23 protein-coding genes are annotated in these 24,413 nt (G+C 72.2%); 13 read left to right on the forward strand and 10 right to left on the reverse strand.

The features are described from left to right. Positions 1–175: 175 nt before the first annotated feature. The 3 genes from OG210_RS27110 to OG210_RS27120 all read left to right on the forward strand — a co-directional run bounded on the left by OG210_RS27110 (position 176) and on the right by OG210_RS27120 (position 3,468). Entirely contained in the window at positions 176–1,231 is a 1,056-nt protein-coding gene (locus OG210_RS27110; protein ID WP_328324864.1) for a PP2C family protein-serine/threonine phosphatase, read from the forward strand. Positions 1,232–1,545: 314 nt separating this feature from the next. Continuing rightward, positions 1,546–2,886, forward strand: a complete 1,341-nt coding sequence (locus OG210_RS27115; protein WP_328324862.1) for a transcriptional regulator — start codon at positions 1,546–1,548, stop codon at positions 2,884–2,886. Positions 2,887–2,937: 51 nt separating this feature from the next. Then, on the forward strand, positions 2,938–3,468 hold the full coding sequence (locus OG210_RS27120; protein WP_328324860.1) for an NUDIX domain-containing protein: 531 nt from the start codon (positions 2,938–2,940) through the stop codon (positions 3,466–3,468). A 101-nt stretch (positions 3,469–3,569) separates the two neighbouring features. Here OG210_RS27120 and OG210_RS27125 read toward each other — a convergent pair whose 3' ends face one another. Beyond that, positions 3,570–4,430, reverse strand: coding sequence for a 3-hydroxybutyryl-CoA dehydrogenase (locus OG210_RS27125; protein ID WP_328324858.1), 861 nt, complete (start codon positions 4,428–4,430; stop codon positions 3,570–3,572). A gap of 142 nt (positions 4,431–4,572) precedes the next feature. Beyond that, a complete protein-coding gene (locus OG210_RS27130) occupies positions 4,573–5,520 on the reverse strand; it encodes a DMT family transporter (protein WP_328324855.1) in 948 nt (315 codons plus the stop codon). On the opposite strand from OG210_RS27130, the gene OG210_RS27135 reads away from it, so the two are divergent. Further along, positions 5,519–6,955, forward strand: a complete 1,437-nt coding sequence (locus tag OG210_RS27135) for a PLP-dependent aminotransferase family protein (RefSeq protein WP_328324853.1) — start codon at positions 5,519–5,521, stop codon at positions 6,953–6,955. The two genes, OG210_RS27130 and OG210_RS27135, sit on opposite strands and share 2 nt — an antisense overlap. A gap of 154 nt (positions 6,956–7,109) precedes the next feature. After that, the gene (locus OG210_RS27140; RefSeq protein ID WP_328324851.1) at positions 7,110–7,685 is read left to right on the forward strand and encodes a histidine phosphatase family protein; all 576 of its coding nucleotides are present in this window, start codon (positions 7,110–7,112) and stop codon (positions 7,683–7,685) included. A 39-nt stretch (positions 7,686–7,724) separates the two neighbouring features. Here the strand turns inward: OG210_RS27140 and OG210_RS27145 are convergent, their stop codons facing one another. Further along, on the reverse strand, positions 7,725–8,879 hold the full coding sequence (locus tag OG210_RS27145) for an FAD-dependent monooxygenase (protein ID WP_328324849.1): 1,155 nt from the start codon (positions 8,877–8,879) through the stop codon (positions 7,725–7,727). Positions 8,880–9,036: 157 nt separating this feature from the next. Here OG210_RS27145 and OG210_RS27150 point away from each other — a divergent pair, with 157 nt between their 5' ends. Beyond that, a complete protein-coding gene (locus OG210_RS27150; RefSeq protein ID WP_328324847.1) occupies positions 9,037–9,624 on the forward strand; it encodes a TetR family transcriptional regulator C-terminal domain-containing protein in 588 nt (195 codons plus the stop codon). Between the two features lie 24 nt (positions 9,625–9,648). Here OG210_RS27150 and OG210_RS27155 read toward each other — a convergent pair whose 3' ends face one another. Continuing rightward, entirely contained in the window at positions 9,649–10,122 is a 474-nt protein-coding gene (locus OG210_RS27155; protein WP_328324844.1) for an SRPBCC domain-containing protein, read from the reverse strand. A 236-nt stretch (positions 10,123–10,358) separates the two neighbouring features. Here OG210_RS27155 and OG210_RS27160 point away from each other — a divergent pair, with 236 nt between their 5' ends. After that, complete coding sequence (locus tag OG210_RS27160) at positions 10,359–10,715, forward strand: VOC family protein (RefSeq protein WP_328324842.1); 357 nt, start codon at positions 10,359–10,361, stop codon at positions 10,713–10,715. Positions 10,716–10,845: 130 nt separating this feature from the next. Further along, entirely contained in the window at positions 10,846–13,227 is a 2,382-nt protein-coding gene (locus OG210_RS27165) for an ATP-binding cassette domain-containing protein (protein WP_371539103.1), read from the forward strand. A gap of 80 nt (positions 13,228–13,307) precedes the next feature. Here the strand turns inward: OG210_RS27165 and OG210_RS27170 are convergent, their stop codons facing one another. Together OG210_RS27170 and OG210_RS27175 are read right to left on the reverse strand one after the other, a co-directional pair. Beyond that, a complete protein-coding gene (locus tag OG210_RS27170) occupies positions 13,308–14,042 on the reverse strand; it encodes a trypsin-like serine protease (RefSeq protein ID WP_371539106.1) in 735 nt (244 codons plus the stop codon). Positions 14,043–14,227: 185 nt separating this feature from the next. Continuing rightward, positions 14,228–14,635: a YciI family protein gene (locus tag OG210_RS27175; RefSeq protein WP_328324836.1), complete on the reverse strand. Its 408-nt coding sequence runs from the start codon at positions 14,633–14,635 to the stop codon at positions 14,228–14,230. 324 nt (positions 14,636–14,959) lie between these two features. Here OG210_RS27175 and argC point away from each other — a divergent pair, with 324 nt between their 5' ends. From argC to OG210_RS27200, 5 genes are all read left to right on the forward strand, one after another. Further along, positions 14,960–15,988: an N-acetyl-gamma-glutamyl-phosphate reductase gene (argC, locus tag OG210_RS27180; RefSeq protein WP_328324834.1), complete on the forward strand. Its 1,029-nt coding sequence runs from the start codon at positions 14,960–14,962 to the stop codon at positions 15,986–15,988. A gap of 127 nt (positions 15,989–16,115) precedes the next feature. After that, positions 16,116–17,267 carry a bifunctional glutamate N-acetyltransferase/amino-acid acetyltransferase ArgJ gene (argJ, locus tag OG210_RS27185; protein ID WP_328324832.1) on the forward strand — a complete coding sequence of 384 codons (1,152 nt, stop codon included), beginning with the start codon at positions 16,116–16,118 and terminating at the stop codon, positions 17,265–17,267. Further along, entirely contained in the window at positions 17,264–18,187 is a 924-nt protein-coding gene (argB, locus tag OG210_RS27190) for an acetylglutamate kinase (RefSeq protein ID WP_328324830.1), read from the forward strand. The genes argJ and argB overlap by 4 nt, the downstream gene beginning before the upstream one ends. Beyond that, positions 18,184–19,368 carry an acetylornithine transaminase gene (locus tag OG210_RS27195; RefSeq protein WP_328324828.1) on the forward strand — a complete coding sequence of 395 codons (1,185 nt, stop codon included), beginning with the start codon at positions 18,184–18,186 and terminating at the stop codon, positions 19,366–19,368. Before argB ends, OG210_RS27195 begins: the two co-directional genes overlap by 4 nt. 19 nt (positions 19,369–19,387) lie before the next feature. Then, the gene (locus OG210_RS27200; RefSeq protein ID WP_266858807.1) at positions 19,388–19,945 is read left to right on the forward strand and encodes an arginine repressor; all 558 of its coding nucleotides are present in this window, start codon (positions 19,388–19,390) and stop codon (positions 19,943–19,945) included. 47 nt (positions 19,946–19,992) lie between these two features. Here OG210_RS27200 and OG210_RS27205 read toward each other — a convergent pair whose 3' ends face one another. From OG210_RS27205 to OG210_RS27220, 4 genes are all read right to left on the reverse strand, one after another. Next, positions 19,993–20,694: a L,D-transpeptidase gene (locus tag OG210_RS27205; protein ID WP_371539110.1), complete on the reverse strand. Its 702-nt coding sequence runs from the start codon at positions 20,692–20,694 to the stop codon at positions 19,993–19,995. Positions 20,695–20,835: 141 nt separating this feature from the next. After that, on the reverse strand, positions 20,836–21,723 hold the full coding sequence (locus tag OG210_RS27210) for a bile acid:sodium symporter family protein (RefSeq protein ID WP_371540501.1): 888 nt from the start codon (positions 21,721–21,723) through the stop codon (positions 20,836–20,838). 250 nt (positions 21,724–21,973) lie between these two features. Continuing rightward, the gene (locus OG210_RS27215; RefSeq protein ID WP_371539113.1) at positions 21,974–22,948 is read right to left on the reverse strand and encodes a PfkB family carbohydrate kinase; all 975 of its coding nucleotides are present in this window, start codon (positions 22,946–22,948) and stop codon (positions 21,974–21,976) included. After that, a complete protein-coding gene (locus OG210_RS27220) occupies positions 22,945–24,408 on the reverse strand; it encodes a cytosine permease (RefSeq protein WP_328324821.1) in 1,464 nt (487 codons plus the stop codon). The genes OG210_RS27215 and OG210_RS27220 overlap by 4 nt, the downstream gene beginning before the upstream one ends. Between the last annotated feature and the right edge of the window lie 5 nt (positions 24,409–24,413).

Raw genomic sequence — 24,413 nt, forward strand, 5'->3', positions numbered from 1 at the left:
CGCGTACGGGAACCACCGAGGGGCGTGTCCGGATCTCCGGGCGCGCCCCTCACTCGTTCGGGTGAGAACCACTGCGGATGTACGCCAACGAGTCCGCACCGCCGACAGAATCGATCCGCCCGATCATCGGCCGCCCCCCATTGCCGGACGGTCTCAAGTCGAGGGGGCCGGCGGCATGATCCGTACGAGGGCCGTGATCCGTACCAGGGGATGGCGGGGTGCGGTCGTCTTCGGCCTCCCCGTGCTCGGGCTGGCCGTCGTGATCGGCTGGGAGCTGGTCGGCTCGCCGGCCGGCGACGACAGCATCACCGTCCGGCTGGCCTTCAGTGCCGCGCTGCTCTCGCTGGCGGGCTATGCGGTCGCGGGTGTCCGGCTGGGCCCGGTACGGGAGTTGAGGCAGGCGCGCGCCGTCGCGTACGCCACCCAGCGGGTGCTGCTCAGGCCGCTGCCCGCGCGGATCGACGGTCTCGCCGTCGCCGCGAGCCAGCTCTCGGCCTCCGGGGGCGCGATGGTCGGCGGGGATCTCTACGACGCGCTGGCCACCGTGCACGGGGTGCGGCTGGTGATCGGTGACGTGCGCGGCCACGGGCTGGCGGCGATCGGGGCGGTCGCGGCAGTGCTGGGCAGCTTCCGGGAGGCCGCGCACGACGAACCCGGACTGCCCGGTGTGGCAAGGAGACTGGAACGGGCGCTGGAACGGCACCTGCGGGAGCGGTCCCGGCAGGAGCACCCGGCGGCGGGCGGAGCCGCGCCGGGCCATCCGTCGGCCGAGGAGTTCGTGACCGTGCTGCTCCTGCAGATCGACGGGGAGGGCGGGATGACCGCGGTCAACTGCGGGCATCCGTGGCCCTACCGGCTGGGTAAGTCGGCCGGACCGCTCTGCGGGGGCGAACCGCTGCCCCCGCTGGGGACGTTCCCGCTGCCCGCCGCCGTCGAGGCGGACCGGTGCGGCCGGCTGCTGCCCGGTGACGCGCTGTTCCTGCACACCGACGGGGCGACCGACGCGCGGGACTCGGCCGGCCGGTTCTTCCGCCTGGAGGAGGCGCTGTCCGACGCGGCAGCCGACGGCGTTCCCGCGCCGGCCCGGGTGATCCAGCGGGTGCACGGGGCGCTGCTGCGGCACACCGGCGGCCGCATCACCGACGACGTGGCGCTGCTCGTCCTGCGCAACGACCGCCGCAGGACGCTCGGCAGGCCGGACCCGGTCCGCACCGCACGGTCAGCCCTCTGAGGTGCGAGGAGGCCGGGCTGTGCCGTGGGGGAGCGGTGGGGTGCGGGAGTTGCGCGGTGTGCGGGGCGGTGTGCGCCACCCGTCCTGTCGCGGAGCGCCGGGCAGTTCCGGCAGGGCGGGTGGCGCCGGGAGCGGGCCGCCGCACTGTACGAGGGGGAGCCGACGGCCCGGCCGCCTCCTGGGAGGCAGTTCAGTCAATCGCCCGTGCTCTCCCGGCGGAAGGGACCGTGGCGCCCCGGTCCGGGCGTTCCGTTCACACCCCGTGTGAACCGCGCTCCACTACGCTGTCCCGCACTCGGCCACCGGAGGGCCCCATGCTGCCGAACACCCAGCTCGACGCCCTGCTCGACGAGGCCGGGATGTCCCATGCGGGCCTCGCCGTCCGGGTCAACAGGGCGGGCAGGACCCGTGGACTGTCCCTGCGCTACGAACACACCGCCGTGGCCCGCTGGTTGAAGGGCCAGCGGCCGCGCGGCCAGGTGCCGGACCTGCTCTGCGAGGTCCTGGGGGCCCGGCTGCGCCGTACGGTGACGCTGGACGACATCGGCCTCGGCGTACCGGGCGCACCGGCGCCTGTGCACACCACCGCGCTCTGCGGGTTCGTGGAGCGGGCGGCCGCGCTGTGGCGCTCCGACGCCCAGCAGCGCCCGCATCTGCGGGGCGCGGCACCGGTGACCGGGACCCCGGCGGTGCTGCCGGTCTGGGAGTGGGAGAACCCGCCCGAGGACACCGATGTCTCACGCAGCGGCGGTCGCCGGGTCGGCCGCGCCGACACCGGCACGCTCCGCGCGGCCCGGACGCACTACGAGCAGATGTACCGGAAGGCGGGCGGTGTCGCGACCCGCGCCCGGATCGTCGGATTCCTCCACTCCGGGACGGCGCCGCTGCTGCGCGGCTCCTACAGCGACGCCACCGGACGGGAACTGCTGCGTGCCACGGGCGGACTGGTGGCCATCGCCGGGATCTGCGCCTACGACTCCGACGAACAGGGCCTGGCCCAGCGCTACTTCCACCAGGCACTGCGGCTCGCCAAGGCGAGCGGCGACCGGGCGCTCGGCGCGTATGTCGTCGCGCTCCTCGTCAACCAGGCGCTCTTCATGCGGGAGTACCGGCAGGCCGTCGCCTTCGCCGAGGCGGCGCTGCGGACGGCCGGCCGCGAGCTCACTCCGGCGCTCGGCAGCGATCTGCACGCGATGCAGGGGAAGGCGTACGCCTATCTCGGCGACGCCGGCAGTGCGCTGGCCTGCATCGGACGGGCGGAGGAGGCCGCCGGGCGGATCAGGCCGGGCGCCGAACCGGACGAGACCGGCTATGTCCAGCCCGGGCTCGTCAATGTGCAGGTGGCGGAGGCGCTGCTCAGGCTGGGTGATCTGCCGGCCGCCAGGGCCCAGGCGGTCGCCGCCGCCGCGGCCCCCGCGCACGACCGGGGCCGGGTCCACCGGCTGGCGATGCTCGCCCGGATCGAACTGCGCCAGGGGGACGCCGACCGCGGCGTGGCCACCGCGGTCGAAATGGCGGTCCAGGCACGGGGGATGGAGTCGCGCCGGCTCCGGGACCGGCTGCGCGATGTGCGCGACGATCTGCGGGAGACCCGGTCCGGCGGGGCCGGTGAGGCCGCCGCTCTGATCGAGGGGGCGCTGAGCGTTCCCCTGTGACCGTGCGCCTGCTGCCATATTGCCATCGACCTGTCGGAAGGTGGCAGAACTGTGCAGTGGACGAACATAAGCGAACGGAATGTGTACAAGAACCCCTGGTTCCAGGTCAATCTGGCGGATGTCGCACTCCCGGACGGCACCCGGCTCGACCACTATGTGATCCGGCAGCGGGCCGTCGCGGCGGCGACCGTCGTCAACGAGGCGAACGAGGTGCTGCTGCTCTGGCGCCACCGGTTCATCACGGACAGCTGGGGCTGGGAGCTGGCCGCGGGGGTGGTCGAGGACGGCGAGACGGCCGAGGCGGCGGCGGCCCGCGAGATGGAGGAGGAGACGGGGTGGCGGCCGGGTCCGCTGCGCCATCTGCTCAGCGTCGAACCGTCCAACGGCCTCTCCGACGCCCGGCACCATCTGTACTGGTCGGAGCGGGGAACCCGGACGGGCGGCCCGCAGGACGCGTTCGAGTCCTCGCGCCGTGAGTGGGTGCCCCTGAAGCTGGTGCCTGACATGATCGCGCGCGGCGATGTCCCGGCGTCCAACATGGCGGCGGGGCTGCTGATGCTGCACCATCTGCGGCTCGGCTGACCGGACTTGACGACGGGCGGGGGTGTGCCCGGCGGCGGGGTGTGCGGGGCGGCGCGTACCGCCCCGCACACTGCGACGGGTCCGTCCGGCGTACGTACAGCTCAGTCGTACGGGTAGAAGCCCGAGCCGGTCTTACGGCCGAGCCGTCCCGCGTCGACCATGCGCTGCAGCAGCGGGGGAGCGGCGTACAGCGGCTCCTTGAACTCGGCGTACATGGAGTCCGCGACGGACGCGACGGTGTCGAGACCGATCAGGTCGGCGAGCTTCAGCGGGCCCATCGGGTGGGCGCAGCCCATCTCCATGCCGTTGTCGATGTCCTCGCGGCTCGCGATGCCGGACTCGAACATCCGGATCGCGGAGAGCAGGTACGGGATGAGCAGGGCGTTGACCACGAAGCCCGAGCGGTCCTGAGCACGGATCGCGTGCTTGCCGAGTATGCCCTGCACCAGCGACTCGGAGCGCTTGACCGTCTCCTCGGACGTGGTCAGCGCCGGGATCAGCTCGACGAGCTGCTGCACGGGTGCGGGGTTGAAGAAGTGGATGCCCATGACCTGGTCGGGCCGGGACGTCGCGACGGCGAGCTTCACCAGCGGGATCGACGAGGTGTTGGACGCGAGGATCGCGTCCGGCCGGGTCACCACCTGGTCGAGCACCTGGAAGATCTCCGTCTTCACCTGCTCGTTCTCCACGACGGCCTCGATGACGAGGTCGCGGTCGGCGAACTCCCCGAGGTCGGTCGTGAAACTCAGGCGGCCGAGCGTCGCGTCGCGCTCCTCCTCGGTGATCTTGCCGCGCTCGGCGGCCTTCGAGAGGGAGTTGTGGAGCCGGGTGCGGCCGATTTCCAGAGCCTCGCCAGTGGTCTCGGCGACCATCACCTCAAGGCCGCTGCGGGCGCAGACCTCTGCGATCCCCGCGCCCATCTGGCCACAGCCCACCACTCCGACGCGTTCGATGTCGGTCACATCCAGCCTTTCGCAGATCGTCGCGGGCGAGTACCCCGTATGGTTCCGGCGCCCGCCCGGCCCTCAGACGTTACCCCCGACCTGCGGGTGTCGGGGGTGCCGGGTTAACCACCGCTCACTTCGCAAATAACGACTTTTCGTCCTATCTCGTCCTGGAACGCTGAGTGACCGCGATGCAGACGAGGACCGCGACGGCGGCGACGGGAGCGGCCACCGGGAGGTGCTCGCCGAGCAGCAGGACCGACCAGACCAGGGTCAGCAGCGGCTGTGCGAGCTGGAGCTGGCTGGCCCTCGCGACGCCGATCTCCGCCATGCCGCGGTACCAGACCACCAGCCCCAGGAACTGGGAACCCGCCGCCACCCAGAGCACCCCGGCGATGCTGTGGCCGGTGAGGTGTACGGGTTCGAGCGCCAGTGCCACGGCGGTGGCGGGCACGGCGAGCGGCAGGCAGAGGACCAGTGCCCAGCCGATCACTCGCCAGCCGGGCATCTCGCGGGCCAGCCGCCCGCCCTCGGTGTATCCGGCGGCGCAGATCAGCAGAGCGCCGAAGAGATACATGTCACCAGTGGATACGGCGCCGCCGGACTGCTGCACGGTGAACACGATCACCACGGCCGCCCCGGCCAGGGCCGCGGCCCAGAAGGCGCGGGACGGCCGCGAACCGGTCCGCAGGGCCGAGAAGGCGGCCGTGGTGAGCGGCAGCAGCCCCACCACCACGGCGGCGTGCGAGGTCGTGGAGGTCTGCAGGGCGAGCGTGGTCAGCAGCGGGAAGCCCAGGACCACCCCGGCGGCCACCACGGTCAGACCGGCCCAGTGGCGCCGGTCGGGGACGGGGACGCGCAGGGCGAGCAGGGCGCCGCCCGCCAGCAGGGCTGCGAGCACGCAGCGTACGGAGACGAGCGACCAGGGCCCGAAGCCCTCAAGGCCCCAGGCGGTCGCGGGGAACGTGAGTGAGAAGGCGACGACCCCGAGTCCGGCGAGCAGGGTGCCGTTGCGGCTCGCGTGGCCGGTCCTGCCCGCGGTGCCGTCACCTCTGCTGCCGGCGACTGCTATCGATGAATCGGCGGTAGCGCTATTCTTTACTGTCATGTACGAGCGTAGCAGCGTGGCCGAACTGGTGAAATCCCTGAAAGCGGAGCTCGATCGCTATCCGGTTGATGGAAAGCTGCCGTCGAGCCGGGCCATGGTCGAGTCCTACCGGGTCAGCCCGGTGACCGTGTCCAGGGCGCTCGCCCAGCTCGCGGCCGAGGGGCTCGTCGTGACCCGTCCGGGCGCCGGGGTGTTCCGGGCGCGGCCCCGTGAGGACACCCCGGCACCCGGCGACACCTCCTGGCAGGAGATCGCGCTCAGCGCCGACGGCGCCACCGACGCCGCTCCGCGCGCGGTGGACGCGTCCGGGGTGCTGGTCACGCTCGCCGCGCCGCCGCCGGGCGTCATCGAGTTCAACGGCGGCTATCTGCACGCCTCGCTCCAGCCGGAACAGGCCATGGCCGCCGCCCTCGCCAGGGCGGGCCGCAGGCCCGGCGCGTGGGGGCGGCCCCCCGTCGACGGGATTCCCGAGCTGCGCGAGTGGTTCGCGCGAGGGATCGGCGGACCGGTCACGGCGGCGGACGTCCTGGTCACCGCGGGCGGTCAGAGCGCCCTGAGCACCGCCCTGCGCGCGCTCGCCCCGCCCGGCGCATCCGTACTCGTCGAATCTCCGACCTATCCGGGGATGCTGGCGGTGGCCCGCGCGGCGGGGCTGCGGCCGGTGCCGGTGCCGGTGGATCCCGACGGCGTACGCCCCGGGCTGCTCGCCGACGCGTTCCGCGCCACCGGGTCCCGGGTCTTCGTCTGCCAGCCGCTCTTCCAGAACCCGACCGGTGCGGTCCTCAGTGACGCCCGCCGCCCGGAGGTGCTGCGCATCGCCAGGGAGGCGGGGGCGTTCGTCATCGAGGACGACTTCGTACGCAGGCTCGTCCACGCGGACGCGGGACCCCTGCCGATACCGCTGGCCACCGACGACCACGACGGTGTGGTCGTCCATGTCTGCTCGCTCACCAAGGCGACCTCGCCCAGCCTGCGGGTGGGGGTGCTGGCCGCTCGCGGCCCGGTGTTCGAACGGCTGCGCTCGATCCAGGTCGTCGACAGCTTCTTCGTCCCGCGGCCGATACAGGAGGCCACCGTCGAGCTGGTCGGATCGCCCGCGTGGAACCGCCATCTGCGGTCCGTCTCCGGGCAGTTGAAGGACCGCAGGAACACCCTCACCGCGGCGCTCCGCAGCAGTCTTCCCGAACTGGACCTCCCGTACATCCCCAGCGGCGGCTACCACCTCTGGCTGCGGCTGCCCGACGGCACGGACGAGGCGGCGGTGGTCTCGGCGGCTCTCCGTGCGGGCGTCGCCGTCGCGCCGGGCCGCCCGTACTTCTCCGCCGAACCGCCCGCTCCGCATCTGCGGCTGAGTTTCGCGGGGGTGGCGGGGCAGGGCGAGATCGCCGAAGGGGTACGGCGGTTGCGTACGGCGTGCGACGAGGCGCTGGGCTGAGATACCCGGGTGAGATGACCGGCGGAGGTGCTCGGCTGAGGCGGCACTGTGACGACAGGCCTGTGACGACAGGCCCTGCGCCGGTCTGCGCTCCTGTGCGCCGGTTCGCCGCCGCCTCTTGACCCGTCGGGGTTTCGGTCGCACGATCGCGGCCATGAGCGTTCGCGTCACGCTGGTCGCCGCCGCACGCAGTTCCTCCCGGCTCGCCGAGCGCTTCGACGACGACCGGCCTCTCGACCACGCCGGCTGGCACGAGGTGCAGCTCTCGGCGAGTTTCCTCGTCCCGCTGGCAGCGGCCGAGCTGCGCTACTGCTCGCCCACCGCCCGCAGCCGTGCCACCGGCGACGCCCTCGGCTTCGCGCCGCTGCTCCAACCCGCCCTGAGCGACTGCGACATGGGCCGGTGGCGCGGCCTCACCCTGGCGGAGGTGACGGCACGCGAACCCGCGGCCGTCGACGTCTGGCTCTCCGACCCGCGCTCGGCCCCGCACGGCGGCGAGTCGCTGATGGGCTTCATCTCGCGGATCGGGAACTGGCTGGAGACCCGCCCCCCGTGCGACGGCTCCATCGTCGCGGTCGCCGAACCGTCCGTCGTCCGGGCCGCCCTGGTCTACGCACTCAAGGCGCCGCCGTCGACGTACTGGAACGTCGACGTGCCTCCGCTCTCCACGGCGACCCTGACCGGTCTGCCGGGACGCTGGAGCCTGCGCCTGGAGACAGCTGCCCGCTGACCTGGAGCCGGGCTCGACGACCGGTGAGAAACTGTCCCGTCAGGGCGGCGGCGGTGTCCAGTCGGCGTGCCGCAGGATCATCCGTACCGCTGCGCCGGACGGGGCGATCCTGAGCGCCGCGTTGCGCAGGGACACGGCGAACGGATGCGTGAGCTGCTGCCCCATCCGGCCTGCCTGCCGGGCGGCCCGGGCCACCGACTGGCTGCGGGGGCGGCGTTCGGCGTCGTACCAGCTGAGCGCGGACTCCACCGTCGTCGCACGCGCGAGCGCGGCGGCGAGGGTGACGGCATCCTCCAGCGCCTGGCAGGCGCCCTGGCCGAGATGAGGGGTCATGGCGTGTGCGGCATCGCCCAGCAGGGCGACGCGGCCCACGGCGTACGAGGGCAGCGGGGCGGCGAGTTCACCGACGTCGTGGTGCAGGACGGCGTCCGGCCGGGTCGCGTCCAGCAGGGCGGGGATGGGGTCGTGCCAGCCGCCGAACCGGCGCCGCACCTCGGCGAGCGGGTCCGTATGACGCACCCCGGCCGGGGAGTTGACCACCGCGTGCCACTCGGCCCGGCCGTCGGCGAACGCGATGTGGCCGAACTCGGCGCCGCGCCCCCAGGTGAGTTCGAAGTCGGACCGCAGATCGACCGGGTGCTCCGTGATGGCGCGGAGCACGGCCGAACCGGAGTGGACGGGGCCCGGGTGCCCGGGGAACAGCTCGGCGCGCACCCGGCCGCCGAGACCGTCGGCCGCCACGACCAGATCCGCTTCGAGCACGGTGTCTCCGTGGCCCACCAGGACCCGGGCGGGACCGGAGCGGTCGAGTGCGGTCACTTCGGCGCCCACGACCAGGGACCCGGGAGGCAGGGCCGCCCGCAGCAGCCGGTGCAGTGCGGCGCGGGGGATGCCCACGATCGGGGTGCCCAGCGCGCGCTCCAGGGCGGCGCCGTCCATCCGTGCGAGCCAGGCGCCGTCCGGCCGCCGGGTGCCACCGGTGTACTGCGGCCGGGCCGCGTCGCGCACCGCGTCGCCCACCCCCAGGGCGTCCAGGGCGCGGAGACCGTTGGCCGCGAGGGAGATTCCGGCGCCCGCATCGTCCAGGACCGGCGCTCGCTCGACGACCGTCACCTCCCAGCCGGTACGCCGCAGGCCGATCGCCGCGGCCAGCCCGCCGATCCCCCCGCCGATCACCACCGCGCTGTTCCCCATGCCGGCCCCTCCCTCGGTCTCCGCCACCCGGCCGCCCCGCGGCCCGTCATGGCCTGCGTCTCCGCCTTCTGCCGCCCGTCCGCCGTCTTCTACAGCTGTAGAAGACGGCAGACGGGGGGAGCGTACTACGGTCCTTCTACGGGTGTAGAAAAGGGGGATGACTGGAGATCGACGCACGGTCCTCGCCGACGCGGCCATCGGGGTACTCGCCGACGAAGGAATGCGCGGTCTGACCCACCGCGCGGTGGAGCGGGCCGCCGGTCTGCCGGCCGGCACCACATCTGCGTACTTCCGCAGCCGGAAAGCGCTGCTCACCGCACTGGTCAGCAGGCTTGTCGAGCTGGACCAGGCGGAGCTTCAGGCGGTGGGGGAGGCGGCGCCGGTGCCACGGGACGCCGGTGAACTGGTGGAAGCCATCGCGGTGTTCGCCGAAGGGCGTCTCGGCGGTGAGGGCCGCCGGCGGTCGCTCGCCCGGTTCGCCTGCGCCGTCGAGGGCGTACGCCACCCGGAGCTGCGGGAGATTCTGGTACCGCATGAGAACGCGGCACGTGACGCCGTACGGGCATTCCTCACCGCGCAGGGCGTCGCCGATGCCGAAGGGCGCACCCTGACCCTGCTGGCCTGTGTGGACGGGCTGGTCTTCGACCGGCTGGTGGGCGGCGGGAGCGTGCCGCGCGAGGAGATCCAGGGGCTGGTCGCCGCGGCGCTGCGCCCGGGCTGTGCGTCCGGACCGGGCCGGGGGTGAACCGGCCGGTCCGGTGCCGTCGCCTCAGCCGGCCGGCGCGGTCTGCCGGTCGAGCTGTTCGAGGATCAGGGGCCAGGCGTCGGCGGTGCGCTCGCAGGACTCCTCGTCGGCGAAGCCCGCATGGGTGAGCGTCAGCAGGGTGCCGTCCCCCTCCGGCGTGAGCTCGACGGTGACGACGGTCTCGGCCCCCTCGGTGCCGCCCGCACCCGTGACCCAGGTGAGTTCGACGAGCCGGTCCCGCTCCAGCCGCAGGAACCGGCCGTAGTGCGGGTGCCGGACGACCGGGCCGCCCGGTTCGGGCGCGTACTCCGTCTCGAAGAAGAACGGCGCGCTCTCCTCGGGCGTCATCCGTACCGAGCCGGGGGCCGCGAACCACTGGTCGAACCGCTCGGTCCAGGCCAGATAGAGGACCCCGGGGGCGGCGGCCATGGGGTGCCCGGTCGTCAGCCGGAAGGGCCTGGACGTCAGATCCGGACTGCGGAAGGGTTCCTTGGACATGCCGAATGCCTCTTTCCACGGCTGGATTCCACGGCTGGTTCTACGGCTGGACAACAGGGCGGTCGTCCCCATCGGATCACATGCGCGCGCCCGGCGCCCCGCGCGGGCCGGTCACGGGCCGGCCGCAACCGGTCAGGAATCGAGAAGCACGGGTCGGCGGGCCGCATTAGCGTGATTTCCATGGACGTCGGCATCCGCGCACTGGCTGGATGCGACCCACCACACGAGGAGTGACCATGAGCGGCTCAGCGACCCAGGGAATCAAGACCGTGCTGCACCCCGTCTCCGACCTGGCGGCGGCCAAGTCGGTCTACACCGCCCTCCTCGGCGTGCCGCCGGTGGCGGACGAGTCGTACTACGTCGGTTTCGAGACCGGCGGCCAGCACATCGGGCTGGTGCCGGGCGGCGCGGAGCAGGGCATGACCGGGCCGGTGACCTACTGGCAGGTGCCCGACATCGAGGCAAAGCTGGCCGAGGTGACCGCCGCCGGTGCCGTGGCGAAGGAGCCCGCGCACGACGTCGGCGGGGGCCGCCTGGTGGCCACGGTCACCGACCCCGACGGTAATGTCCTGGGGCTGCTTCAGGACAAGTGAGCGCCGGCCCCCTTTCGCTTCCGCGCCGCGGGAGGGCCGGACCGCCCTACCGGAGCGGGTCCGGCCGGGCCGGTGACACCGGCGGAGACCGCGAGGGCGGCGCCGCCCGACAGATGGAGAACCGATAAGCATGGCCAGGAAGACGGGCGCACAGCCGCCTGCGCACGTTGCCGACAGCCACGGCCTGATCCGCGTGCACGGCGTGCGGGTGAACAACCTCAAGGACGTCAGCGTCGAGATCCCGAAGCGCCGGCTGACGGTGTTCACCGGGGTCTCCGGCTCGGGCAAGAGCTCCCTGGTCTTCGGCACGATCGCCGCGGAGTCCCAGCGGCTGATCAACGAGACCTACAGCGCCTTCGTACAGGGCTTCATGCCGACGCTGGGGCGGCCCGAGGTGGACGTACTCGAAGGGCTGACGACCGCGATCATCGTCGACCAGCAGCGGATCGGTGCCGACCCGCGCTCCACGGTCGGCACCGCGACCGACGTCAACGCGATGCTGCGCATCCTCTTCAGCCGGCTCGGGAAGCCGCACATCGGCTCGCCCCAGGCCTACTCCTTCAACGTCGCCTCGGTCAGCGGAGCGGGCGCGGTCACGATGGAGCGCGGCGGGGAGACCGTGAAGGAGCGGCGCAGCTTCAGCATCACCGGCGGTATGTGCCCGCGCTGCGAGGGCCGGGGCTCGGTCACCGACATCGACCTCACCCAGCTCTTCGACGACTCCAAGTCGCTCGCCGAGGGCGCGATCACCGTCCCCGGCTACAAGGCGGGCGGCTGGAACTACCGGCTCTACAGCGGGTCCGGCTTCTACGACCCGGACAAGCCGATCCGCAAGTACACCAAGAAGGAGCTGCACGACTTCCTCCGCCGCGAGCCGACCAGGATGAAGATCGAGGGCATCAACATGACCTACGAGGGGCTGATCCCCCGGGTCCAGAAGTCGATGCTCTCCAAGGACCGGGAGGCGATGCAGCCGCACATCCGGGCGTTCGTGGACCGGGCGGTCACCTTCACCGTCTGTCCCGAGTGCGACGGCACCCGGCTCGCCGAGGCGGCCCGGTCGTCGCGGATCGGGAAGACCAGCATCGCCGACGCGTGCGCGATGCAGATCAGCGACCTGGCCGAGTGGGTCCGCGGCGTCGATGACCCCTCGGTCGCGCCGCTGCTCGTGAAACTGCGGCAGACCCTCGACTCGTTCGTGGAGATCGGCCTCGGCTATCTCTCGCTCGACCGGCCGTCGGGCTCGCTGTCGGGCGGCGAGGCGCAGCGCGTCAAGCTGATCCGCCACCTCGGCTCCTCGCTCACCGACGTCACGTACGTCTTCGACGAGCCCACCATCGGTCTGCACCCCCACGACATCCAGCGGATGAACGACCTGCTGCTGCGGCTGCGGGACAACGGCAACACGGTGCTCGTCGTGGAGCACAAGCCGGAGACGATCGCGATCGCCGACCATGTGGTCGACCTCGGCCCCGGCGCCGGTACGGAGGGCGGCACCGTCTGCTTCGAGGGCACCGTCGAGGGGCTGCGGGCCGGCTCCACCCTCACCGGCCGCCATTTCGACGACCGGTCCACCCTCAAGGAGAAGGTGCGTACGCCCACCGGCACGCTGGAGATCCGCGGCGCGACGGCGCACAACCTGCGCGAAGTCGACGTCGACATCCCGCTCGGGGTGCTGGCCGTCGTCACCGGCGTCGCGGGCTCCGGGAAGAGCTCGCTCGTACACGGGTCGATCCACGCCGATGAGGGTGTGGTGTCGATCGGCCAGGAACCGATCCGCGGCTCACGGCGGAGCAACCCGGCGACGTACACAGGACTGCTCGAACCGATCCGCAAGGCGTTCGCGAAGGCCAACGGCGTGAAGCCGGCGCTGTTCAGCGCCAACTCCGAGGGCGCCTGCCCCAACTGCAACGGCGCGGGCGTCATCTACACCGACCTGGCGATGATGGCCGGCGTCGCCACCGTCTGCGAGGAGTGCGAGGGGAAGCGGTACCAGGCGTCGGTGCTCGACCACCACCTCGGCGGACGCGACATCAGCGAGGTGCTCGCGATGTCGGTGGCCCAGGCCGAGGAGTTCTTCGGCGCGGGCGATGCGCGCACACCGGCCGCGCACGCCGTCCTCACCAGGCTCGCCGATGTCGGGCTCGGCTACCTCAGCCTCGGACAGCCGCTCACCACGCTGTCCGGCGGCGAGCGGCAGCGGCTCAAGCTGGCCACGCACATGGCCGAGAAGGGCGGCGTCTACGTACTGGACGAGCCGACCGCCGGGCTCCACCTCGCGGATGTCGAGCAGCTGCTCGGCCTGCTCGACCGGCTCGTGGACTCGGGCAAGTCGGTGATCGTCGTCGAGCACCACCAGGCGGTGATGGCGCACGCCGACTGGATCATCGACCTCGGTCCCGGCGCGGGCCACGACGGCGGCCGGATCGTCTTCGAGGGCACCCCCGCCGATCTGGTCGCCGCCCGCTCCACCCTCACCGGTGAGCACCTCGCGGCGTACGTGGACGCCTGACGGCACGGGGCGACGCCCTTCGCGTACCTGCCCCGTGTCCTCCCGGCCGGGGAGCCGCCCTCAGTCGCTCTCCGCGCGGCTCACGGCTTCGCGTGGAGATGGATCCACTTGAGCTGCTGGGAGATCTCTCCGGCCCCCGCGAAGCTCTCCCGGTCGGAGCCGAAGAAGACGCCGATGAGGGTTTCGGTGCCGCGGGGCCCGGTGGTCATCACCGGGCCTCCGGAGTCGCCGCCGGCCGGAATTCCGGACACCTTCTCCGCGCAGAAGTCCGTTCCGCCCGGCACGGCGTAGCCGTCGCACCGCGGGTCGTCCGACCGCAGGACACGCAGTTCCGACTGCTTGAGCACAGGGGACTGGCAGGTGTTCTCGTCCCCCGAGCAGGTGGCGCCCCACCCGTACTGGCGCACGAGTTGGCCCGGGCGGGCCCCGGCCGTGGCGAGACGCGCCACCCGGACCTTCATCGGCGAGACCTTGATCAGCATCATGTCGGCCTTCGGGTTGCCCACCCGGCTGCCCCGTACGGGTCGCACCGTGGTGCCCTTGCGCTCGTCGAGGCTGCCGACCCGGAACGAGATCCGCGAGTCGGCGACCGGCTGCGCCTGCTCGAAGAAGCAGTGCGAGGCGGTGATGATCCACTGTGAGGTGATCGCGGTGCCGGTGCACTCCGGCTTGCCGTCGATCACCATGCGCACCGCCCATGGGCCGTAGGTGCTCACCGACCCGCCGATGACGGCGGAGGCCGGCCCGGCCGGCATCAGGACGCCCGCCAGCAGCAGCGAGACGGTCAGCAGGAGAAAACGAACACGGTGCAGCATGCGAGGGGACTCCTCTGCTCGCGCAAGGCAGCTGCCCCAGCGGCGCGTGCCCTGCTCCATCCATCTCCGAATGGGATGACGCTGACCCGCCTGAAGTTCCGTACGGCAGGCGACGGCCGAGCTGTCCGGTGGCACCGGCCCCGGCCGGGCCACTGGACAGCCCCGCCGGGAGGTCTCCTGCGAGGTCACTCCTTGACGCTGGGAGGCGTGGTCAGGAACGGGCGCACCTCCAGCCACTCGTGGATCGGTTCCCCGCCCCTGCCGGGGGCCGCCGACAGCTCGCCGGCCAGCTCGACGGCGCGCTCGAAGCTGTCGACGTCGACCACCATCCAGCCGGCGATGAGGTCCTTCGTCCCGGCGAACGGCCCGTCGGTGACCGGCGGCCGGCCCTCCCCGTCGTACCGGACCCAGGCTCCCTCGGGCGCGAGCGCCTGAGCGTCCACGAACTCGCCAGTCCCTTCGAGCCGGGCCGCGAGGTCCTGCATGTACTGCACGTGGGCCGCGATCTCCGCCGGGGCCCACTTGTCCATGGGTACGTCGTTGACCGGAGCCGGAGCGCCACGGTAGTGCTTGAGCAGCAAGTACTTGGGCATGGTGAATCTCCTCGGTGCTGGTGCGGGCGCCCATTCTGGCCGCCTTCACCGCTTGCCGATGAGGTGGTCCCGATGACGGTCACAAGACAGGACACGGATGGCGTACCGGCGCTCCAGCGGATGCTTCAAGGGCAGGAGGGCAGCCATTCGTCCGTGCGGCTGCGGGCCGCTCTCGCGAACCCCGGCGCCGTGGTCCGGGGGGTGGCGGACCTGGCGCCCGGTCGCGTCGGGCGCCCGCAATCTCTCTGCGCGGGCGACCCCTCCCTTCCCTTTGCATAAAAGTGCAGCCTTGCGTATAGTCATGCCATCGACGAGGAGGTTTCGGTGGCGGTACGTGCAGCGGTGGCAGGGGCAAGTGGATACGCCGGCGGGGAGCTCCTCCGTCTGCTGCTGGGCCACCCGGATGTCGAGATCGGTGCACTCACCGGCAACACCAACGCGGGCCAGGCGCTCGGCGCCCTGCAGCCGCATCTGCGGCCACTGGCCGGGCGGGTGCTCCAGCCGACCACCGCGGACGTTCTCGCCGGTCACGACGTTGTCTTTCTCGCGCTGCCGCACGGGCAGTCCGCCGCCGTCGCCGACCAGCTCGGTGACGATGTCCTCGTCGTCGACATGGGCGCCGACTTCCGGCTGAAGGACGCCGGGGACTGGGAGCGGTTCTACGGCTCCCCGCACGCGGGGACCTGGCCGTACGGTCTGCCCGAGCTGCCCGGCGGACGGACCGGCCTCGCCGGGGCGAAGCGGATCGCCGTTCCCGGTTGCTACCCGACTGCGGTGTCCCTCGCGCTCTTCCCGGCGTACGCGGCCGGTCTCGCCGAGCCCGAAGCGGTGATCGTCGCCGCCTCCGGCACGTCCGGCGCGGGCAAGGCGGCCAAGCCGCACCTGCTCGGCTCCGAGGTGATGGGCTCGATGTCGCCGTACGGGGTCGGCGGGGGCCACCGGCACACCCCCGAGATGATCCAGAACCTCAGCGCGGCGGCCGGCGAGCCGGTCACCGTCTCGTTCACGCCGACCCTCGCGCCCATGCCGCGCGGCATCCTCGCCACCTGCACCGCGAAGGCGAAGCCCGGTGTGAGCGCCGGGACGCTGCGTGCGGCGTACGAGAAGGCCCTCGCGGACGAGCCGTTCACCGAGCTGCTGCCCGAGGGGCTGTGGCCGTCGACCGGAGCCGTTCACGGCTCCAACGCGGTGCAGATCCAGGTCGCGTACGACGACGCCGCCGACCGGATCGTCGTCATCAGCGCGATCGACAACCTCACCAAGGGCACCGCGGGCGGCGCCCTGCAGAGCATGAACATCGCACTCGGACTCCCCGAGGACCGAGGGCTTTCCACGATCGGACTGGCGCCGTGAGCGGCGCCCACACGGCCGCCGGCCGGGCAACCGCCGGACGGCGCCATCGGACCGGGACCGCGCCGCAGCGCAGCGCGGCCGGCAGTGACACGAGCCGCCACACCGGCGGGGCGAACGAGGAGATGCAGTGAGCGTCACGGCAGCGAAGGGATTCACGGCGGCGGGCATCGCCGCCGGAATCAAGGAGAGCGGCGGACCGGACCTGGCCCTCGTGGTCAACGCCGGCCCCCGACTGGCCGCCGCGGGAGTCTTCACCTCGAACCGCGTCAAGGCCGCACCGGTCCTCTGGTCCGAGCAGGTACTCAAGGGCGGGACCGTCGGGGCCGTGGTCCTCAACTCCGGTGGCGCCAACGCCTGCACCGGACCCAAGGGCTTCCAGGACACCCACGCCACCGCCGAGAAGGCCGCCGATGTCCTCGGCGGGAACGCGGGCGAGGTCGCGGTCGCGTCGACCGGGCTCATCGGTCTGCTCCTGCCCATGGACAAGCTGCTGCCCGGCATCGAGCGGGCCGCCGCCGCACTCTCCCCGCACGGCGGCGAGAAGGCCGCCATCGCCATCAAGACCACCGACACCGTCCACAAGACCGCCGTCGCGGGCGGGGACGGCTGGACCGTCGGCGGGATGGCCAAGGGCGCGGGCATGCTCGCCCCCGGCCTCGCCACCATGCTCGTCGTGCTCACCACCGACGCCGACCTGGAGAGCCCGGTCCTGGACCGGGCGCTGCGCGCCGCCACCCGCACGACCTTCGACCGGGTCGACTCCGACGGCTGCATGTCCACCAACGACACCGTGCTGCTGCTCGCCTCGGGCGCATCCGAAGTGGTGCCCGGTGAAGCGGAGTTCGCCGAGGCCGTCCGTACGGTCTGCGCCGACCTCGCCCGCCAGCTGATCGGCGACGCGGAGGGCGCCAGCAAGGACATCCGGATCGAGGTGGTCAACGCCGCGACCGAGGACGACGCCGTCGAGGTGGGCCGCTCCATCGCCCGTAACAACCTGCTGAAGTGTGCCATCCATGGCGAGGACCCCAACTGGGGCCGGGTGCTCTCCGCCATCGGCACCACGTCCGCCGCCTTCGAGCCCGACGAGCTCAACGTCGCCATCAACGGCGTCTGGGTCTGCAAGAAGGGCTCCGTCGGCGAGGACCGCGACCTGGTCGACATGCGGTACCGCGAGGTCACGATCACCGCGGACCTGGCGGCGGGCAGCGAGTCGGCCGTGATCTGGGCCAACGACCTCACCGCCGACTACGTCCACGAGAACAGCGCGTACAGCTCATGAGCACCCGCAAGCACACCGCGCTCCCCAAGGCGCAGACCCTCATCGAGGCGCTGCCCTGGCTGACGCGGCACCACGGAAAGACCGTCGTCATCAAGTTCGGCGGCAACGCCATGATCGACGAGGAGCTGAAGGCCGCCTTCGCCCAGGACGTCGTCTTCCTGCGGCACGCCGGGCTCAGGCCGGTCGTCGTGCACGGCGGCGGCCCGCAGATCAGCGCACAGCTCGACCGGCACGGCCTGGTCAGCGAGTTCAAGGCAGGGCTGCGGGTGACGACGCCCGAGGCGATGGACGTCGTACGGATGGTCCTCGCGGGCCAGGTGCAGCGCGAACTCGTCGGGCTGCTCAACCAGCACGGCCCGTTCGCGGTCGGCATGACCGGCGAGGACGCGAACACGATCACCGCCGTCCAGCACTTCCCGCAGATCGACGGCGAGGCCGTCGATATCGGCCGGGTCGGCGAGATCACCGGGATCGACATCGGCGCGATCGAGGCGCTGCTCGACGACGGCCGTATCCCCGTCGTCTCCTCCATCGCCCGCAGCGCCGATGACAACCACGTCTTCAACGTCAACGCCGACACCGCGGCCGCCGCCCTGGCCGCCGCGCTCAATGCCGAGACGCTGATGGTCCTCACCGACGTCGAGGGCCTCTACGAGGACTGGCCGAACAGCGACGACGTCATCAGCAGGCTCACGGCGAAGCAACTGGAGAAGCTCCTCCCCGAGCTGGCCAGCGGCATGGTCCCGAAGATGCAGGGCTGCCTCTTCGCCGTACGCAACGGCGTCACCACCGCCCGCGTCATCGACGGGCGGGTCCAGCACGCGATCCTGCTGGAGATCTTCACCGATGAGGGAATCGGCACGATGGTCGTGCCGGACACCGAGACGGAAACCACCGGCGCCACCGAGGGGGAGTCATGAGCAACCAGGAACTCGCACAGCGCTGGCAGGGCGCTCTGATGGACAACTACGGCACGCCGAAGCTCTCCCTGGTACGCGGCGAGGGCGCCACCGTGTGGGACGCCGACGGCACCGCGTACACCGACTTCGTCGGCGGCATCGCGGTCAACGCGCTCGGCCACGCCCACCCCGCGGTCGTCGAGGCCGTCTCGCGGCAGATCGCGTCGCTCGGCCATGTGTCCAACCTCTACATCGCCGAACCGCCCGTCGCGCTCGCCGAACGGCTGCTCCAGGTCTTCGGCCGCGCGGGCCGCGTGTACTTCGCCAACTCGGGTGCCGAGGCCAACGAGGCGGCTTTCAAGATCGGCCGGCTCACCGGGCGTACGCACATGGTCGCCACCCAGGGCGCCTTCCACGGCCGGACCATGGGCGCGCTCTCGCTCACCGGGCAGCCCGCCAAGCAGAACGGCTTCGAGCCGCTGCCGGGTGTGGTCACCCATGTCCCGTACGGCGACGCGGAAGCACTGCGCGCGGTCGTCACGGAGAACACCGCCTTCGTCATCATCGAACCGGTCCAGGGCGAGAACGGCGCCGTCGTACCGCCCGCCCACTACCTCAGGGCCGCCCGGGAGATCACCCGCGCCACCGGCACGCTGCTGGTACTCGACGAGGTGCAGACGGGGATCGGGCGCACCGGCCACTGGTTCGAGTACCAGGCGCACGAAGGGGTCGACCCCGATGTCGTCACGCTCGCCAAGGGGCTCGGCGGCGGGCTCCCGCTGGGCGCGACCGTGGCGTTCGGGGCGGCTGCCGAGCTGCTGCAGCCCGGTCAGCACGGCTCGACCTTCGGCGGCAACCCGGTGGCGTGCGCCGCCGGACTCGCCGTGCTCGACACGATCGCGGCGGACGGAATCCTCGACCGGGTGAAGCGCACGGGCGAGAAGCTGCGCACCGGAATCGAGGCGCTGGCGCACCCGCTGGTCGGGCAGGTCCGCGGTGCCGGACTGCTGCTGGGTATCGTGCTCACCGAGTCCCGCGCACACCGGGTGCAGCAGGCGGCTCAGGACGCAGGCTTCCTGGTGAACGTGACCAGCCCCGATGTCGTACGGCTGATGCCGCCGCTGATCATCGGTGACCACGACGTGGACGCGTTCCTTCAGGCGCTGCCCGGCGTTCTCGACCAGGCCAACGGGGAAGAGTGATCCGCAGAGTGAGGCGACGATGACCGAGGCGCAGCAGACCGAGCACGAGGCGCAGGACACCGAGCACGGCGGGCCGTCGGTCCCGCAGACCCGGACCGCGCGCCACCGCCGGATCGTGGACATCCTCAACCGGCAGCCGGTGCGCTCGCAGAGCCAGCTCGCCAGGCTCCTCGCCGACGACGGGCTGAGCGTCACCCAGGCGACGCTCTCCCGCGACCTCGACGAACTGGGCGCCGTGAAGATCCGCAACACCGGTGGTGAGCTGATCTACGCGGTGCCCAGCGAGGGCGGCTACCGCACACCCCATGCGCCGCTCGGCGAGTCCGCCAAGGAGGAGCGGATGCGCAGGCTCTCGTCCGAGCTGCTGATCTCGGCGGAGGCCTCGGCCAATCTGGTGGTGCTGCGCACACCGCCGGGTGCCGCCCAGTTCCTCGCCTCGGCCATCGACCAGGCCGAACTGCACGACATCCTGGGCACGATCGCCGGGGACGACACGCTGATGCTGATCAGCCGGGACCCGGCGGGCGGCCAGGCGCTCGCGGACCATCTCCTGCGGCTGGCACAGAACCCGCGCTGAGGCGCGCCGAGCACCTGCGGCCCGGGGCGCCGGCCCGGGCCCTGGCGTCAGTAGCGGGTCAGGGCGGTCGGCCCCGAACGGGTGCCGATCGCGATGTGCGGACGGCGCCCGGGCGCGGCCCAGGTGAGGATCCGGTCGACCGCGGACGCCGGTACGGACACGCAACCGTCGGTCGCACCACGGCCGTTGACATGCAGGAAGATCCCGGCGCCCCGGCCGTGCACCGGCCGCGCGTAGTTGAACCCGATGACGAGCGCACGGGCGTACTGCGTCGGATAGGTGCTCAGCCGCTCCGCGTCACCGGCCCGGCAGTCCGCCGGAAGCGGGTCCACCCAGCGGTTGTACGCACGGGACGCGTTGTCCTCGCACCACCACGAACTCCCGTTGACCGCCCGGTAGGGGTAACGGGTCCCGGCGGGGGCCGCCTTGATCCCGAAGGCGTACGGCAGGTCGTAGATGCCGGTGGGTGTGGTGGCCGTGCCCTGTCTGCGCGTCGCGCCGTCGGCCAGCCCCTTCGCGCCGAAGCGGGCCGCCGCGGAGCCTGCCTCGTGCCAGCTGCCGTCGCGCAGGTCCCACCAGGTCAGGGTGCCGGTGGTGGAGTGCAGGGTCGCGGCTTCCGCGGTGATCAGCTGGGAGCCGCCGCCGGTGTCGGCGACCTGTTCGGGCAGCGGACCGTCACCGGCGGGATCGGCCGCGAGGGAACCCGCGACGGCCAGCAGAACCGAACCTGCCACCAGGAATCTGCGCATGGTCCGGACCGTATGCGGCAGCCGGGCGCCCCGCCCGCGCTGCTGCTCCGTACGGTCCACAGTGACGGTCCAGTGGCAGTGACAGTGACGTTCCAGTGGCAGTGACGGGGCTGGCCCCGGCGCCTCCGGGCCCGGGCCGGGCTACTGGACGGTGCCGGCCTTCCGGGACCGGTACGACATCCAGGCCGCGACCAGGGCCCCGGAGACGTTGTGCCAGACCGAGAAGATCGCCGCGGGCAGCGCCGCCAGCGGGCTGAAGTGTGCGGTGGCCAGGGAAGCGGCCAGGCCCGAGTTCTGCATGCCCACCTCGAAGGCCATCGCCCGGCTCCCCGGCTTGCCGAGACCGGCCGCCTTGCCCGCCCCGTACCCGAGCAGCAGCCCGAGGCCGTTGTGGAGGACCACGGCCAGCAGCACCATCGCCGCAGCCGACTTGATCGCCGTCGCGCTGCCGCCCACCACGACCGCGACGATGACCGCCACGGTGACGGCGGAGAGCCAGGGCAGCGCACCCAGCACCCGGTCCACGTAACGGCCCGCCAGGAACCGCACCGTCAGCCCCGCGAGGACCGGCAGCAGCACCGTCTTGAGGATGTCGGTCATCATCGAGCCCGCGTCGACCGGCAGATAGGCGCCCGCGAGCAGCAGCGTGAGCGGCGGTGTGACCAGCGGAGCGAGGACCGTCGAGACGGTGGCCACCGAGACGGAGAGCGCGACGTCGCCGCGCGCCAGATAGGTGACCACGTTGGACGCCGTGCCGCTCGGCGCGCAGCCGACCAGGATGACTCCGGCCGCCAACTGCGGCGAGAGGCCGAGGACATGGGCGATCAGCCAGCCGAGTCCCGGCATGATCACATAGTGGGCGACCAGCCCGAGCGCCACGGCCCACGGCCGTTTCGCCACCCCCTGGAAGTCCACCTTGGTCATGGTCAGCCCCATGCAGAACATGACCACGCCCAGCAGATACGGGACGGAGACGCTCCACCCCGCGAAGGTGCCCGGTGACGCGAGGCCTATCGCGCCCGCCACCAGGACGAGTACGGGGAAGACCGTGACCGCGCGGCGGGCCGCACGGTCGGTGGCGCCGGATCCGGCCGTACCGGACTCGGTCGTACCGGATTCGGGCGCACCGGACTGGGTCGTGCCGGAGTCGGGCGTACCGGTGGGACCGGTGGGACCGGCGGATTCCTGGATCACTTGTTCGTTCTGCTGTTCGTTCTGCACCTGAGTGATGCAACGCTGCTCGCGCACTCCGCCGCAATCCCGTCTCGTTATGTGGTCTTTACATCGATGGTGCGGGCGGGGCGGCCAGCCGCTCGGCGAGCGGGTCGTCACCGAGGAAAGCGACCAGCTCCGCGAGGCCGGGCGCGGTCGCCGGGCCGCGCCGGGTCACCGCGAAGGCAGCCGACGCGTTGGCGCCGCGCGCTGCCGACAGCGGGTCGAGACCCCGGCCGAGCAGGGCGAGGAAGGCCCCGACATGGGCGTCGCCTGCCCCGTTGCTGTCGACCGCGTCCACCGGGAAGCCCGGAACGTGGACCGGCTGTGCACCGGGCGCCGCCAGCCAGCAGCCGTCCTTGTCGGCGCGCACCAGCACCCCCGCGCCGGGTGCGAGCCGCTCGCGCAGCGCGGCGGCGGCCGGGCGCGGATCCTCGTGCCCGGTCAGCAGCCGCCCCTCGCGGGCGTTGCAGCTGAGCCAGTCGGCCCGCGCCAGGACCGGGCTGAGGATCTCCCCGGGGATGTCGGCGGCCAGCGGCCCCGGGTCGAAGCAGACCGTGACCCCGGCGGGCAGCCCGGCGGTGAAGCGGGCGAGCAGCGGGCCGTTCACCGGCATCACCAGGCCGTACCCGGAGAGCTGAACCATGTCGCCGTCCCTGAGCCGCCCGGTCACGACGGCCAGTTCCGCCGCGGTCAGCCGTGCGTCGACCCCGAAGCTGGTCACGAACGTCCGCTCGCCGCCGGCGTCCACCAGCGCGACACAGAAGCCGGTGTCGCCGTCCTCGCGGACCGGCAGCACGGTGCGCACGCCCTCCGCGGCCAGCGCCTCCCGTACGAGATCGCCGTGCGGGCCCGTACCGTGCAGTCCCGCGTACACCGCGTCGGTACCCAGCCTGCGCGCCGCGACCAGGGTGTTGAACCCGCCGCCCGCCGTCCGGGACGCGTATGAGCCGATGACGTCGCCGCCCCGCTCGGGCAGTGCGGGGATCCCGATCACCAGATCGACGATGACATTTCCGGCGAGGACCAGACGGGGATTCATCGGACGGCCTCCTCAAGGGCGGGCTCGGGGGCGGCGGTCACCGGGGAGCGGCGGCCGGCCAGGAAGTAGACGGCGGCGCCGACCACCATGGAGACGGCCCAGCCCAGTCCGTTGGTGCCGAACCAGCTCCCGGCCAGCGGGCCGGCGAACCAGACGTCGTCCTTGCCGGTGGACGCCTCGGTGAAGAGCAGCCCGGCCACGATCGCGGCGGCCCAGGCGAGCACCGCGGGCAGCCGGAAGCCGCCGGTGTACCAGTAGCGGCTGGTACGGGTGGTGTCCATCAGGGCCTCGTCGTCGTACGTACGGCCGCGCAGCGTGTCCACCGCGATCACCCCGATCCACGCCGAGATCGGCACGGCCAGCAGGGTCAGGAAGGTGGAGAAGGGGCCGTAGAAGTCACCGGCGATCAGCATGAAGTAGATGCCGCCGAGGAACATCAGGACGACGTCGACGAGCACCGCCGCGGCCCGCGGCACCCTCAGCCCCAGCGTGATCATCGTGAGGCCGGCCGAGTAGGTGGAGAGGTGGTTGGACATCAGGAGTCCGCCGAACGCCGCGATCAGGTACGGGATCGCCATCCAGGACGGCAGCATCGCGTTGATGGCGGCGACCGGGTCCGACGCCGTGGCGAGCGTCGGATCGCCCGCGGTCAGCAGCGATCCCAGTGAGATCAGCAGGACCAGCGGGATACCGGCGCCGAAGGCGGACGCGCTGATCAGCCGGGAGCCCGGCACCGAGCGCGGGAGGTAACGGGCGTAGTCCGCACCCGCGTTGGCCCAGCCGATGCCGGTGCCCGCGGCGATGAAGCCGATCCCCGCGATGACACCGCTGGCGGGTCCGGCCGGAGTGTGCAGCACCTTGGACCAGTCGACGGTCGCCACCAGGAAACCCATCACGACCAGGTTCAGCACACCGAAGAGGACCGTGGCCCACTTGTTGATCCACATGATGGTGGCGTGACCGAGGCCGCTGATCAGCAGGGTGCAGGCGATGAAGACCAGCAGGCAGACCACGGTGAGCGCGGTGTTCCTGTGCACCCCGAAGGCGACCCCGAGCAGCGCCAGCAGGGCGTACGCGGCGGTGGTCGTCGTGATCGTCTCCCAGCCCACCCGGCTCAGCCAGGTGATCAGGGTCGGACCCGCGTTGCCGCGCTGCCCGAAGACCGCCCTGGACAGCGTGAGCGCGGGGGCTCCGCCCTTCTGGCCCGCGATACTCAACGCGCCGACCAGCGCGAACGAGCCGAACGACCCCACGACGGCGACCAGCGCCGCCTGCCAGATGTTCAGGCCGCGGAAGGCGACCAGCGTCGCACCGAGGGGGAGCCCCAGGAGCGAGATGTTGGCGGCGAACCAGGTCCAGAACATCTGGCCCGCGTGGCCATGGCGTTCACTGTCGGGGACCGGTTCGATGCCCCGGGTCTCCACGGTGCCGACGCGATCGTTCTTCGTTGAAACGGCCATGACGG

The organism is Streptomyces sp. NBC_00466, assembly GCF_041433995.1.
Taxonomy (GTDB): domain Bacteria; phylum Actinomycetota; class Actinomycetes; order Streptomycetales; family Streptomycetaceae; genus Streptomyces.